Annotated in this window: 13 protein-coding genes; all 13 read right to left on the reverse strand. The window is 59.0% G+C overall.

Translation table 11 applies throughout. The features are described 5' to 3' along the window. Position 1: 1 nt before the first annotated feature. Positions 2-1426 (reverse strand): flagellar biosynthesis protein FlhF, encoded by a 1425-nt coding sequence (gene flhF / locus OKC40_RS10750; RefSeq protein WP_075111979.1) that lies wholly within the window; start codon positions 1424-1426, stop codon positions 2-4. A 16-nt stretch (positions 1427-1442) separates the two neighbouring features. Beyond that, positions 1443-3545 carry a flagellar biosynthesis protein FlhA gene (gene flhA, locus OKC40_RS10755; protein WP_270795174.1) on the reverse strand — a complete coding sequence of 701 codons (2103 nt, stop codon included), beginning with the start codon at positions 3543-3545 and terminating at the stop codon, positions 1443-1445. A 107-nt stretch (positions 3546-3652) separates the two neighbouring features. Further along, on the reverse strand, positions 3653-4783 hold the full coding sequence (gene flhB / locus OKC40_RS10760; protein WP_270795175.1) for a flagellar biosynthesis protein FlhB: 1131 nt from the start codon (positions 4781-4783) through the stop codon (positions 3653-3655). Then, complete coding sequence (gene fliR / locus OKC40_RS10765) at positions 4776-5573, reverse strand: flagellar biosynthetic protein FliR (protein WP_270795176.1); 798 nt, start codon at positions 5571-5573, stop codon at positions 4776-4778. The genes flhB and fliR overlap by 8 nt, the downstream gene beginning before the upstream one ends. Continuing rightward, on the reverse strand, positions 5570-5839 hold the full coding sequence (fliQ, locus tag OKC40_RS10770) for a flagellar biosynthesis protein FliQ (RefSeq protein ID WP_042011652.1): 270 nt from the start codon (positions 5837-5839) through the stop codon (positions 5570-5572). The genes fliR and fliQ overlap by 4 nt, the downstream gene beginning before the upstream one ends. A gap of 25 nt (positions 5840-5864) precedes the next feature. Next, a complete protein-coding gene (gene fliP / locus OKC40_RS10775; protein ID WP_270795178.1) occupies positions 5865-6638 on the reverse strand; it encodes a flagellar type III secretion system pore protein FliP in 774 nt (257 codons plus the stop codon). Next, entirely contained in the window at positions 6625-7005 is a 381-nt protein-coding gene (gene fliO / locus OKC40_RS10780; RefSeq protein ID WP_197931083.1) for a flagellar biosynthetic protein FliO, read from the reverse strand. Before fliO ends, fliP begins: the two co-directional genes overlap by 14 nt. Then, a complete protein-coding gene (fliN, locus tag OKC40_RS10785) occupies positions 7002-7394 on the reverse strand; it encodes a flagellar motor switch protein FliN (RefSeq protein ID WP_042011648.1) in 393 nt (130 codons plus the stop codon). The genes fliO and fliN overlap by 4 nt, the downstream gene beginning before the upstream one ends. 49 nt (positions 7395-7443) lie before the next feature. Then, positions 7444-8514, reverse strand: coding sequence for a flagellar motor switch protein FliM (gene fliM / locus OKC40_RS10790; RefSeq protein ID WP_111807799.1), 1071 nt, complete (start codon positions 8512-8514; stop codon positions 7444-7446). An 8-nt stretch (positions 8515-8522) separates the two neighbouring features. Then, positions 8523-9038 carry a flagellar basal body-associated protein FliL gene (gene fliL / locus OKC40_RS10795; protein ID WP_234663191.1) on the reverse strand — a complete coding sequence of 172 codons (516 nt, stop codon included), beginning with the start codon at positions 9036-9038 and terminating at the stop codon, positions 8523-8525. 57 nt (positions 9039-9095) lie between these two features. Then, positions 9096-11030, reverse strand: a complete 1935-nt coding sequence (locus OKC40_RS10800; protein ID WP_270795181.1) for a flagellar hook-length control protein FliK — start codon at positions 11028-11030, stop codon at positions 9096-9098. A 67-nt stretch (positions 11031-11097) separates the two neighbouring features. Next, complete coding sequence (gene fliJ / locus OKC40_RS10805; RefSeq protein WP_270795183.1) at positions 11098-11538, reverse strand: flagellar export protein FliJ; 441 nt, start codon at positions 11536-11538, stop codon at positions 11098-11100. A gap of 27 nt (positions 11539-11565) precedes the next feature. Beyond that, positions 11566-12897 (reverse strand): flagellar protein export ATPase FliI, encoded by a 1332-nt coding sequence (gene fliI / locus OKC40_RS10810; RefSeq protein WP_042060547.1) that lies wholly within the window; start codon positions 12895-12897, stop codon positions 11566-11568. Positions 12898-12946 lie beyond the last annotated feature (49 nt).

The raw sequence follows: 12946 nt of genomic DNA on the forward strand, positions 1-12946 counted from the left end.
GTTACTCATAAAACTCCGAATCTTCGGCCTCGCCAAAGCCTGCGCCCCAGAAATAGGGCTCATCTGTTTCTCGCTCCAGCGAGCCCATGGCCGCTCCGACGAGCTGCGCCGCATTGGCAACCTGAATATCTTCCGGAACCCTTTGTCCGTCAGTGATATAGCTGATGGGCAAGGCATTCTGGATACACACGTTAATCACTTCGCCCAGATTCAGACTTTCATCCAATTTGGTAAGTATGCAGCCGCTTAATGGAATACGCCGGAAATGGTCCACCGCCTCCTGCATTACCCGACGCTGGGAGGTTGCCGACATCACCAGATAGCTGCGGATCCGCACCTTGGCATTCTTGACCAGGGTATCGAGCTGCTCGGTCAAACGGATATCCCGCTGGCCAACCCCGGCCGTATCGATAAGTACCAGCCGACGATGGCGGAACTGATAAAGCGCATTGGCCAACTCTTCGGCATCACGCACCTGGCGTACCGGGCACCCCATAATGCGGCCATAGGTCTGCAGTTGTTCATGGGCACCGATCCGATAGTTGTCGGTGGTGATCAGCGCCACCTGCTCGGCGCCATACTTCATGGCGAAACGGGCCGCCAGCTTGGCGATGGTAGTGGTTTTGCCCACCCCGGTCGGACCAAGCAGCGCAACCGCGCCGCCCTGACGCAAAATCTCGTCTTCGCTGATCTTGAGCTGGGCCGTCAGCACTTCGGCCAACTGGGCCATCGCCTGATGGATGGACATATCTTCGGGGATCAGTCCCGCCAGTTGATCGGCAAACGCATCGTCAAAGCCCAACTTCTTGAGCTCTTTGATCAGCAGGGCCCGCATCGGTTCGCGGCGCTCCACCTCTTGCCACATCAGACCGGAGATCTGGTGCTCCAGCAATTTGCGGATGCTGGCCATCTCCTTGCGCATCCCCTCCATCTCCTGATCCCGCTGGGCAGGTTGAGGAGCACGCTGGCCGGAGGCAACCCGGGCCTTGGGCTTGGCAGGTTCCGGGGCTGCGCCCCACTGCCCCTGTTCGGCCAAGGTTCTGGGCGCGGCATTGGCAGCAGCCAGACCGGCCGATTGGGTGTTGCCCATTGGCGCCGCACTGCCCGGCTTGAGCTTCTGCTGGCGCGCCAGCAAGGCAGCCAGGGTATCGGCATAATGTTCGTTCTGCTCCTTCGCCGGTGTCGGCTCGGGACGGATCATCTGCCGTGCGGCAGACGAAATATTGACGCTCTCATCGTTCAGCTGACGGCGAACCGGCGCATCTTTGGGCCCCGGAACCTGGGATTGATAATCGACTGCGGCGACTATCTCTACCCCTCCGGTGACTTTTTTGTTGGACATGATGACGGCGTCAGGCCCGAGAGTCTCCTTGACCTCGGCCAGAGCCGTTCGCATGTCCTTGGCAAAAAACCGCTTAATCTTCACCCGTCGTCTCCGCTAACTAGTTCTGCCCCACCGCACTGACGATGCGAATTTGCTTGTCGTCGGGCACTTCCTGATAAGACAGAACGCGCAATCCAGGAATGGCATTCTTCACAAACTTGGCCAGGGTATTGCGCAAGATCCCCGATGTCAGCAGCACGGCAGGTTGACCTTCCAACTCTTGCCGCTGTGTGGCTTCCACCAGCGAACGCTGCATCCGCTCTGCCAGACCCGGTTCAATACCGGCACCATCACCGCCACCTGCCTGCAGGGATTGATGCAATATACGTTCCAATTCCGGCGCCAAGGTAATCACCGGCAGCTCGGGATCCGGGCCTGCAATCTCCTGCACAATCAGGCGACGCAGGGCAATCCGGCAAGCGGCTGTGAGCACGTCCGGGTCCGGACTACGCGGCGCGTATTCAACCAGGGTCTGCAGGATAGTGCGCATATCGCGGATTGGCACGCCTTCATTGAGCAAATTCTGCAATACCTTCACAAGGTTACCCATGCTGATCACTTCCGGCACCAGCCCTTCGACCAGCTTGCTCTGATGTTTGCCAATCATGTCCAGCAGCTGTTGTACCTCGTCATGACCCAGCAACAGAGCAGCATGGTTGGTCAGGATCTGGCTCAGATGGGTAGCCACCACGGTCGCGGTATCCACCACCGTATAACCCAGCGTCTGTGCCTGAGAGACCATCTCCTTGGCAACCCAGACCGCTTCCAGCCCGAAGGCGGGATCCCGGGTGGCTATCCCCTGGATCTGGCCAAATACCTGCCCCGGATTGATGGCCATCTCTTTATCATGGTAGACATTGGCCTCGCCGGTACTGACACCCATCAAGGTGATGCGATATTGGTTTGGCGCCAGATCCAGATTGTCGCGAATGTGCACGGCCGGGACCAGAAAGCCCAGCTCTTGCGATAGTTTCTTGCGTACCCCTTTGATCCGGTTGAGCAGTTCACCACCCTGATTGCGATCCACCAGCGGGATCAGCTGATAGCCTACTTCAAGCCCGATGATATCCACCGGCATCACATCGTCCCAACTCAGCTCTTTCTGCTCATGAGGCTGTTCGGCAGTGGCTGGCAGCAGCTCGCCCTTGGCCGCTTTGGCGGCCGCCAGTTTCTCGCGGCGCAGCAGCCACCAGGCTCCGGCAGCCGAGAGAGCCCCCAAACTCAAGAAGGCAAAATGCGGCATCCCCGGCACCAGTCCCATCATCAGCAGAATGCCGGCAGAGATGATCAGCGCCTTGGGATTGTCAAACAACTGACCCAGTACCGCAGTCCCCATGTCCTGATCGGTATTCTGACGGGTCACTATGATAGCGGCGGCGATGGAGAGCAGCAGGGAGGGGATCTGCGCCACCAGACCGTCACCGATGGCCAGCAGGGTATAGATCTCGGCAGACTCGCTGAAGGTCAGCTGGTGCTGCATCATCCCGATGATGAAGCCACCGATGATGTTGATAAAGAGGATCATGATGCCCGCGATGGCATCCCCTTTGACAAACTTTGAAGCACCGTCCATGGAGCCGTAGAAGTCGGCTTCCTGGGTCACATCCTGGCGACGCTTCTTCGCATCTTCCTGATTGATGAGACCGGCGTTCAAATCAGCATCGATAGCCATCTGTTTGCCCGGCATCGCATCAAGGGTAAAACGGGCACTCACTTCCGCGATCCGCCCGGCACCCTTGGTGATCACCACAAAGTTGATGATCATCAGGATGGTAAAGACGATGATGCCGACCGCATAGTTGCCGCCGATCACCACGTTGCCGAACGCCTCGATCACATGGCCCGCAGCGGCAGTACCATTATGACCTTCCAGCAACACCACCCGGGTCGAGGCGACGTTCAACGCCAACCGCAGCAAGGTAGCGAGCAGCAATACGGTCGGGAAGGCAGCAAATTCTAGGGGACGCCGGGTATAGACGGCCACCAGCAGTATCACGATGGAGAGGGCAATGTTGAAGGAGAAGAGCACATCCAGCATCAACGGCGGGATGGGCAACACCACCATGCCGAGCGCAGCCAATACCAGCAGAGGGGTACCAAGGCCTTTGCCCAATACTCCCCGGTACTCTTTGAACTGGCCCAATACTGCCTTGAATTCCATCGCGCTTCTCAATTTCAACCTGCTGGTGCCAGATTAAAGCAAACATCAAGCCAACAATACAAGATATTGAAATACAATGGATTTATTTTGACTACGTCAGAACTTTGTCATTTGCGATATTCGGTCGGGATGGGGAGATCCTTGGCCAGCGGCTGGGGACGACGCCCCTGACCACGGCGGAATTTCTTGAGCTGGAAAACATAGGCGAGCACCTGGGCAACCGCCGCAAACAGCCCTTCCGGGATCTCGTGGCCCAGCTCGGTTGAGTGGAAGATAGCCCGGGTCAAAGCCGGTGACGGCATGATCGGGATCTCGTACTCTCTGGCTATCTCCCTGATCTTCATTGCAATTTCATCGGTACCCTTGGCCACGACCTTGGGCGCGGCACCGGGTTTGCTCGCATCATACTTGAGCGCCACCGAGTAGTGGGTCGGGTTGGTGATCACCACATCGGCCTTGGGCACATCGCCCATCATCCGGCGCATCGCCATCTGCATCTGCAACTGGCGGATCTTGCCTTTTACCTCGGGCTTGCCTTCGCTGTCCCTGAACTCGTCCTTCACCTCCTGCTTGGTCATCTTGAGCTGACGCATGTGGTTCCACTGCTGGAACGGCACATCGATGGCCACGATGGGAAGCAGGGAGCAGCAAAGAATGATCAACATCCAGAGAAACAGCTCCAGCGCATCGATAATGCCGCCGGGAAATCCCTCCATGGAGAGGTTGAGCAGGTGATTGAACTGGCTGGATAACATCCACCAGGCAAACAGGGTGATGAACACCACCTTGGCGATGGATTTGACCAGCTCGATCAGCGACTGCACCCCGAACATCCGCTTGAGGCCACTGAGCGGACTCAACTTGCTCATCTTGGGCATCATGGCTTCAGTGGAGAAGTTCATCCCCCCCATCAGGGTGTTGCCGATAAAAGCGGCAATTGCCACCAGCGCGAACAATAGCCCCAGCGGAAGCACCAGTTCCCCCAGCAGCGCCGGCACCATGGCGATCATGGCATTGGGATCGAAAGCCTGTTCCCTGTCCAGGGTAAAGCCCATGGTGACGACCTTGATCATGGCGGTCGCCAGCGAGCCCTTGAGCATCAGTAGGCCAAATACCGCCGAGAGCAAAACGCTGGCGGTTCCCAACTCTTTTGAACGTGCAATCTGCCCTTTTTCACGGGCCTGTTGCAGTCGTTTGCCCGTGGGTTGTTCGGTACGTTCCTGGTCGGTATCAGCCATGAGCGCCCCCGAAGCACTGGGTGTTGATCAGCTCGCAGCTGACCTCCTGCACCCGCTCCCACATCATGTCGAAGTGGCCGAGGAACCCGCCGATAGTGAGCCAGAGGATCAGCAGACCCGACATCATGCTGACCGCAAAACCGATACTGAAAATGTTGAGCTGCGGCGCCGCCCGGGTCATGACGCCAAAAGCGAAGTTGATCAGCAGCAGGGCGACGATGGCAGAAAGGGCCATCACCAGTGAGGCCTGATACATCACTCCGAGAAAACCGATCAGGGTACGGATGGCCGGTAAAGTGAGTCCAGCGTCCGACACCGGCAAGGTTTCAAAGCTGAGGATCACCAGCCGCAGCATCACCAGATGGCCGTCCAGCGCCAGAAACACCAGGGTCGCCAGCATCAGATAGAATTGACCCACCACGGGGGCCGACTGGCCATTCATCGGATCCACCAAGGTGGCAAAGCCGAGGCTGGTTTGCATGGCGATGACCTGACCGGCCATCACGAAGCTCTCCATCAGAAACTGGGTCATCAGACCAAGGGCAATACCGATCAGTAGCTGCTGGCCCAATACCAGAAAACTGCCGGCAGAGAAGAGCTCGATAGGGGGCATTTTCGGAAGCAACGGGGCGATCAGAAAGGTGATGGCCAAAGCCAGCCCCATCCGTACCCGCGCAGGGGCGAGGCGGCTGCCAAACACCGCCATCACCATCAGCAGACTGCTCACCCGCGCCAGTGGCCAGAGGATCGAAGACAACCACTCCATGATCAGAGCGGTTGTGTAGGTCATCCCACCACCTCGGGGATTTGGTTCACCATCAGCACGAAGAAGTCCATCAGACTCTGCAAGCCCCAGTGAGCGCCCGCCCCCAGCGCAAATAGCGTCACGATGAGACGGGGCAGAAAGCTCAGGGTCTGTTCGTTGATGGAGGTCGCAGCCTGAAAGATGGCAACGACCAAGCCAATCATCAGGCTGGGCAGGATCACGGCGCACACCATGATGGTCACCAGCCAGAGCGCCTCACGAAAGACGTCGACAAAGGTTTCAGGACTCATGTTCGGGCTCCTTGCGCTCGACCGGCTAACCGGCACCCAGTCCGAAACTGTTGGCCAGCGACCCCAGAATAAGGTTCCAGCCATCCACCATCACAAACAGCATCAGCTTGAAGGGCAGCGAGACGATCATCGGCGAGAGCATCATCATCCCCATCGCCATCAGGATACTGGCGACCACCAGATCGATGACCAAGAACGGCAAGAACAGCATAAAGCCAATCTGGAAGGCGGTTTTCAGCTCGCTGGTGACAAAGGCCGGGATCAACACCCGCAACGGCACATCGGCCGGTTTCTCCACCTGCACGTTGGCGATCTCCATAAAGGTATTGAGATCCTTGATCCGGGTCTGAGCCAACATGAACTGGTGGATGGGCAACTCGGCCCGCTCCAGCGCCTCTTTTGCCTGAATGGTCTCGGCAAGATAGGGCTGCAGCGCCTCATCATTGATGCGATCCAGCACTGGCGACATGATGAAGAACGACATGAACAGGGCGATGCCGATCAACACCTGGTTGGAGGGGCTCTGTTGCAGACCGATCGCCTGACGCAAGATACCCAGCACCACTATGATGCGGGTAAACGAGGTCATCATGATCACCATGGCCGGCAAGAAGGAGAGCGCTGTCATCAGCGCCAGCACTTGCAGGGTCAGGCTGTATTCCTGAGAGCCATCCCCCATGGTCTTGACGGTCACCGCCGACATGGCATCCTGTGCCAGCGCGGGCCAAGAGCAGAACAGGGGGATCAGCAGGCCGACCAGCAGCCCTGTTTTCAGCAATAAGCCGTTAGCTTTTTTCATGCTTGCCCATCAATTTGCCAAGCTGCTGTGAAAACGCCTGCGGCTGATTTTCATCCAGCGGCTGTTCCAGTCGATAGAGGAAGTTGACCTGCTGCGGCGTTACGCCGACCAGCAACTGCTGTTCCCCTACCTTGACCACCAGCAGCTTCTCTTTGTAACCCACCGGCAACGAGGCGATGACCCGCATCTGGCCGCCCCCCATAGCGGTCGCCAGCTTGCTCTTCTTGAGCAGAAAGCCCAGCACCAGAATGAGGCCGATCACCATCAGACTGGAGAGCAACCAGGAGCTCAGAGTGGGCGCATTGGCGGATGCCACTGTCTCGGCAAAGGCCGGAACAGGCAGTAATAACAACAGAAGGCGCGTCATTTGAGCTTCTTGATCCGTTCAATCTGGCTGATAACATCGGTCAGACGAATACCGAACTTGTCGTTCACCACCACCACCTCGCCGTGAGCGATCAGGGTACCGTTGACCAATACGTCCAGCGGCTCGCCTGCAACGCGATCCAGCTCTACCACCGAGCCCTGGTTCAGCTGCAGCAGGTTGCGAATGCTGATCTGGCTGCGGCCCACTTCCATGGCAATGGTGACCGGGATATCGAGAATGGTGTCGAGCTTGCGTCGCTCCTCGGCACTGATGGGGGCATCGTCGGTCAGCTCCTCAAGCGGGGCTGGCTTGGCTTCAGCAATCACCTGTTCTTCCAGCGCCGCAGCCCAGGCATCAGCCATCAAATCCTCTTCCTCAGTTCCGCTCATCTTGTTTCCTTATGCTACTTCGTGACCGTTTACCGCAATAAACCGTCGATTATCGCTGTTGATCTTCTATGCTGCGCTCGAGCTCTTCCAGCTCGGCCTCGCCATCAATTCGTACCCCGCCGCGGGTCACCAGATGCATCTCTGTCTTGACCCCTTCCGGGCGCTTGAGCTTGTCGGTGATCTTGAGCGCCACATTGTCCTTGGTGCGGCCCATCTTGGCATGGAAAGTGGGCAAATCTTCCACATAGACCAGCAGATTTTCCGGCATCTCGACCGGGATGATATCGCCGGGTCGCAGCTCCATCAGTTCACGCAGGGTAAGTTCGGTCTCCAGCAGCTTGGCGCGCAGACCAACCTTGACGTCCATGATCTCGTCACGCAGCGCCTTGCTCCAGCGCACGTCGGTATCACCCTTGTCACTCTGCACACCGGCATCCAGCAGTTCGCGGATCGGCTCCAGCATGGAGTAGGGCATCGCCACGTGGAAGTCGCCGCCACCGCCATCGAGCTCGATGTGGAACGAGCTGACCACGATCACCTCGGTCGGGCTGACGATGTTGGCCATCGCCGGGTTCACCTCGGAGTCGAGATACTCGAAGCCCACGTCCATCACCGGCGCCCAGGCATCCTTGTAATCCTCGAACACCAGTTTGAGCAGCATCTGGATGATCCGCCGCTCGGTCGGGGTGAACTCGCGCCCTTCAATCTTGGCGTGATAACGGCCATCGCCACCGAAGAAGTTCTCCACCAGGATGAAGACCAGCCGGGCCTCCATGGTGATGAGCGCCGTCCCCTTGAGCGGGCGGAAGCGCACCATGTTGAGACTGGTCGGTACAAACAGGGTATGGACATACTCGCCAAACTTGAGCATCTGCACGCCGTTGATGGAGACCTCGGCGGTGCGACGCATCATGTTGAACAGGCTGATCCGCATATGGCGGGCGAAACGTTCGTTCACCAGCTCCAGCGTCGGCATGCGACCACGGACGATGCGGTCTTGGGAGGAGAAGTCAAACTGGGCAACGCCGGGATCCCCCGCCGAGCCTATCTCTTCCTCTTCGACATCATCGACACCGTGCAAGAGGGCATCAATTTCGTCCTGACTTAACAGATCGCTCACGCTTCCACCTACTGCATCACAAAGCCGGTAAACAGCACTTGTTCGATAACGGGGGAAGAGACCAGGTCCTTGAGCACCCGACGGCACTCTTCCAGTGAATCCTTGCGCAGCTTCTCTTTACCTTCGAAGGTCATCAGCTGTTCGGCACTGGCTGCACTGAATACCCGCAGCAAGGTACCTTCAATCAGGGGGATATTCTGTTTGGCCAGCGTTTCATCGGCAGCACCGCGCACCATCAGCTGGATCTTGATCTGCACCAGTCGATCCCGCTGGGCACCCGCGACGTTAAAGACAAAGGGTCGTGGCATCCCCACATACAGGGAGGGTTGAGGCGCTTCCACCTTGGGCTTGCCCTCTGCACCCTCCGCCGTTTCAGCGGGCGGTTTCTCCGAACCGGAGAGCATCAGGAAGGCACCAGCACCGCCACCGCCCAGCAAAATAACCGCCAGGGCAATGATAATGATCAGCTTCTTTTTCTTGCCCGCAGCCGGGTCTTTTAGCGTCAACTCGTTATCGTCAGCCATCCCTTGTCCACCCTAGTCTCAAACTTGTTCGATATCATAAACTTACTCGGGATTGCATCAAGCATAGAAATCAATTCCGGAACCGTTTGTCGATTCCACCAGCAAACTGAGGTTGGCAGTGGTGGGTTCACCCTCAACCAGCCCGTTACCGGCATGTGACTGACCGCCACTCTGACCCTGCTGCCCCTGCCCGCTAAAGGTAGGCTGACCCTGTTGTTGCTGTTGCTGCGACTGCTGTTGAACCTGCGTCTGGCCAAGCTGGATCCCCTGCCCTGCCAACATGTCACGCAGCCGGGGCATCGCCTGCTCCAGCATCTCGCGGGTCTGTCCATGTTGTACCACGAAATGGACGTTGGCCTGGCTGTCGGCCCCAATCTGGATCTGGATCTTCATCTTGCCAAGGCCGAGGGGGTCGAGCTGAATTTCCGCCTGTTGCAGTTTTTCGGCCAGCATCACGTTGACCTTCTGGTGCAATTCGGCAGGCGCTTCCTGACTGGCCAGCTTCAAATGGGGTAAATTCTGCGGTTCACGGCGCAGCATGCCCTCGGTGGCGGGCGCCCGGCTGTCGGCCACCTGGGGTTGGGGCTGACTGTTCTGGCCATGCTGTACGGTCTGGCTCTGGCTGCTCTCGCTGCTCGATGTCGTAGTGACAAGACTCTTCTCCGCCTCACCGGCCTTCGGTTTCACCTCCAGCTGCACCGCTTTGCGCACCTCGTCGGTGCCCGTCACTTCCATCTGCTTGATACCGGCTGAAATGCTCGACAGCGGCGCTTGCGGCCCCTGAGATTCGGCCTGCGCCAACATCTGCTGCGGCGCCACCATCACGGGCGCGGCAGCGCTATCGGTCTGAGTCGTGGTATTTGACGTCACGCTGCTCTGGGCTGCGGCACTTTGCGCCGTCGTCACGTTAGCCGAACCTTGATTGGTTACTGTGGTAGTGGCTGGCTGCTGACTTCCCTCGGCGGCACTCTTTTCTGCCCCCTTGCCAGCCGCACCACTGTCCTCTGCGGTGGTGGCAGTGGTTACGGTGCCCACATCAGGTTGCTTGAGCCCCTCACTGAATGCCTTGAGCGCAGCCCCCTGAGTCGCGGCTTGCGCCGTCTGTCCCTTGCTGGTCACGGCGCTGCTGGCAGCGGAGTCGGATTTGCTGTCGTCCGTTTCTTTTGTTGCGAGTGACTCAGCGGGTTTGGTGCTACTGGCCGACTCATCGACCGGCAGCACCTTGGCCAGCTGGGCCATCCGCTCAGCCCCCGTGAGGGGCTTGGTGTGCTTGCCATCCGCGGGGGTTTCTCCCTTGGCAGAGGCTTTCTCCCCGGACTGCTCATCCGCAGTGGTCGCGGCTTTCTCTCCCTCAGAGGAGAGGGCCGCGGGGGAGAGAACGGCGGAGGATGCGTCGCCCTGCACCACCACTCGCGCCGCAGAGGGCGATACGGTGGTTTCAGGAGTCGATTGGGAGGTCGTGGCCAGCGGCGATTGCGCCTCGGTCTGAGCGGCAAGCTGGCGGGCGATCCTGGCTGCGGCAGGGGCCAGCTCGCGTTCATCAAGCGCAATGCCCTCCTGCTCACCCTCTTGCGGCAACGGATTGCCGTCTAGCGCAGTGGCGCTCTGTTGGGCCGCCACCGCCAGCTGGGGAGTCACTAGCGAGGTATCGAGCTTGAGGGAGTCTTGCAGACGCAGCAGAAAGTCGGTGGCGGGAACCTCTTCAACCTTACTGTCGGTGTCAGGATCCTGCTCCTTGCTGGCCTCCTCGTTGGGAGAGGCGCTCTCGGTCGCCAAAGATTTGGCTGATCGGACATTGTTATCGCCCTGACTGGCCTCGGCGGCGCCCTGTTCGCAGTTCTGAGCCTTGGCAATCAGGGTAGCGAAATCCCCCTTGCTGTCACTGCCCGCCCCCCCATCGATGATTTTGCTCTCGACGGAACCGCTCAGAGGCGCTTTGTCCAACCCGTTGGCCGGAGCCGAAGGCGTTTGTGTCAACAGTGTCTGCATCATGATGGGATCCCTGAATTCTGGTGGCCCCCAAAGAGTTGGCCGCCGACAATGTCCAGATCAAAGCAAGTTACAGGCCAGATTGATGAAAGCGCCGCAACATGGCGTACTCATCCAGCATCTTCTGCTCCTGACGCTGGGCTTTCTGCTGCTCGCGGCTCGCCTGCTTCTCCAGCAGCAGCTCTACCGCCTTGCGCCGCTGCTGGGCCGCCAGCCACTCTTCACGGCGCAGCTCCAGCGCCTGACGCACCTGCAGCACCCCTTCGTACTGCTGGGTCGCCGCCTGTTCGAGCTTGTTGATAAAGGCGTGATACTGGCTGTTTTGCTGGGGCGAGATCCCCTGCAGGCCGCGATCGGTCCACTGCTGGTGATAGATCTGGCGGTACTGGTTGAGGGCATTTTGCTGTTCCATGAACAGCTTGAGATCCTGCTGCGCCTTCACCAGCGCCAGCGCACACTGTTGCTCCGCCTCCACCAACCGTTCGGCCAACAACACCAGTCCTCTACTCATCGTCGACCTCTCTGTTACCGTCCATCATCAGCGCATCAATGGCATCGCCACCATCTGCAAGGCTTGCAGGCCATCATCGTAGTGAATGACCTCACGCATACCCTGCTGCAAGAACTGATCCAGATAGGGTTTTTGAATGATGGCGCGGTCGATGCGCGGATCGGAGCCCTGACTGTAGGCACCGATGGTGATGAGATCACGGTTCTGCTGATAGAGGGAGTAGAACTGCTTGAGAGTGCGCGCCAGATCCATATGTTCCGGCGAAGTGACCATGGGCATGACCCGGCTGATGGACTTCTCGATATCGATGGCTGGATAGTGGCCCGCATCGGCCAGCTCGCGCGACAGCACGATATGGCCATCGAGGATCGCCCGCGCCGCATCGGCAATGGGGTCTTGCAGGTCATCCCCCTCGGTCAGCACGGTGAAGAAAGCGGTGATGGAGCCCTGACCATCACTGCCGTTACCCGCCCGCTCCACCAGCGCCGGTAATTTGGCAAATACCGACGGTGGATAGCCCTTGGTCGCTGGCGGCTCGCCCACCGCCAGCGCGATTTCACGCTGGGCCTGGGCGTAACGGGTCAGTGAATCCATCAAGAGCAGCACATTAAGCCCCTGATCGCGAAAATACTCGGCAATGGCCAGCGCCGTTTCACACCCCTTGAGCCGCATCAGCGGCGAGGCATCGGCGGGAGCCGCCACCACCACGGAGCGGGCACGCCCCTCCTCTCCCAGAATATCTTCAATAAACTCTTTCACTTCCCGGCCCCGTTCACCGATGAGGCCGACCACCACCACATCCGCCACCGAGCCGCGGGTCATCATGCCCAGCAACACCGATTTACCAACACCGGAACCGGCAAACAACCCCATCCGCTGGCCCTGACCGACCGTCAGCACGGCGTTGATGGCGCGAACCCCCACATCCATCGGCTGATGGATCGGACGGCGAGAGAGCGGATTGATGCGATGCTGGGCAAACTGCACGGTCTGGGAGGAGAGAATGGGGCCGAGGCCATCGAGTGGCTGACCGATGCCGTCGATGACCCGGCCAAGCAGGTTCATGCCAACCGGAATGCCGTGCTCTTCGGTGATGGGCACCACCCGGGCGCCGGGGATCACCCCCTTGAGCTGTTCGCTCGGCATCAGAAACAGGCGATCGCCGGAGAAGCCCACTACTTCTGCTTCCAGCATGCCGTCCTGGGTATCGATCCGGCAGAGCGCACCTATGGCGGCGCGGCAACCGATGGCTTCGAGGGTCAGCCCCACCACCCGGGTCAATTTGCCGGCAACCGGTGGTTTGGGGGCGCTGTCGCGTACCTTGTACCCTTGCAACCGGTTCAGTAGCGAGCCGCTCATCTGGCCTCCTGGAAGCTAAAAAGTGCAGCCGGACAGCAACGTCCGGCAT

The organism is Aeromonas sp. QDB11, from assembly GCF_027705265.1.
In the GTDB taxonomy this organism is placed as follows: Bacteria; Pseudomonadota; Gammaproteobacteria; order Enterobacterales; family Aeromonadaceae; genus Aeromonas; species Aeromonas allosaccharophila.

What these genes read in the sequence shown, in the direction of transcription:
- flhB (WP_270795175.1), bottom strand. Translation starts at nt 4,783, where the DNA reads ATGGCTGATACCGACCAGGAACGTACCGAACAACCCACGGGCAAACGA.
- fliP (WP_270795178.1), bottom strand. Translation starts at nt 6,638, where the DNA reads ATGAAAAAAGCTAACGGCTTATTGCTGAAAACAGGGCTGCTGGTCGGC.
- fliL (WP_234663191.1), bottom strand. Translation starts at nt 9,038, where the DNA reads ATGGCTGACGATAACGAGTTGACGCTAAAAGACCCGGCTGCGGGCAAG.
- fliJ (WP_270795183.1), bottom strand. Translation starts at nt 11,538, where the DNA reads ATGAGTAGAGGACTGGTGTTGTTGGCCGAACGGTTGGTGGAGGCGGAG.
- fliR (WP_270795176.1), bottom strand. Translation starts at nt 5,573, where the DNA reads ATGACCTACACAACCGCTCTGATCATGGAGTGGTTGTCTTCGATCCTC.
- fliQ (WP_042011652.1), bottom strand. Translation starts at nt 5,839, where the DNA reads ATGAGTCCTGAAACCTTTGTCGACGTCTTTCGTGAGGCGCTCTGGCTG.
- fliI (WP_042060547.1), bottom strand. Translation starts at nt 12,897, where the DNA reads ATGAGCGGCTCGCTACTGAACCGGTTGCAAGGGTACAAGGTACGCGAC.
- flhA (WP_270795174.1), bottom strand. Translation starts at nt 3,545, where the DNA reads ATGGAATTCAAGGCAGTATTGGGCCAGTTCAAAGAGTACCGGGGAGTA.
- fliO (WP_197931083.1), bottom strand. Translation starts at nt 7,005, where the DNA reads ATGACGCGCCTTCTGTTGTTATTACTGCCTGTTCCGGCCTTTGCCGAG.
- fliN (WP_042011648.1), bottom strand. Translation starts at nt 7,394, where the DNA reads ATGAGCGGAACTGAGGAAGAGGATTTGATGGCTGATGCCTGGGCTGCG.
- OKC40_RS10800 (WP_270795181.1), bottom strand. Translation starts at nt 11,030, where the DNA reads ATGATGCAGACACTGTTGACACAAACGCCTTCGGCTCCGGCCAACGGG.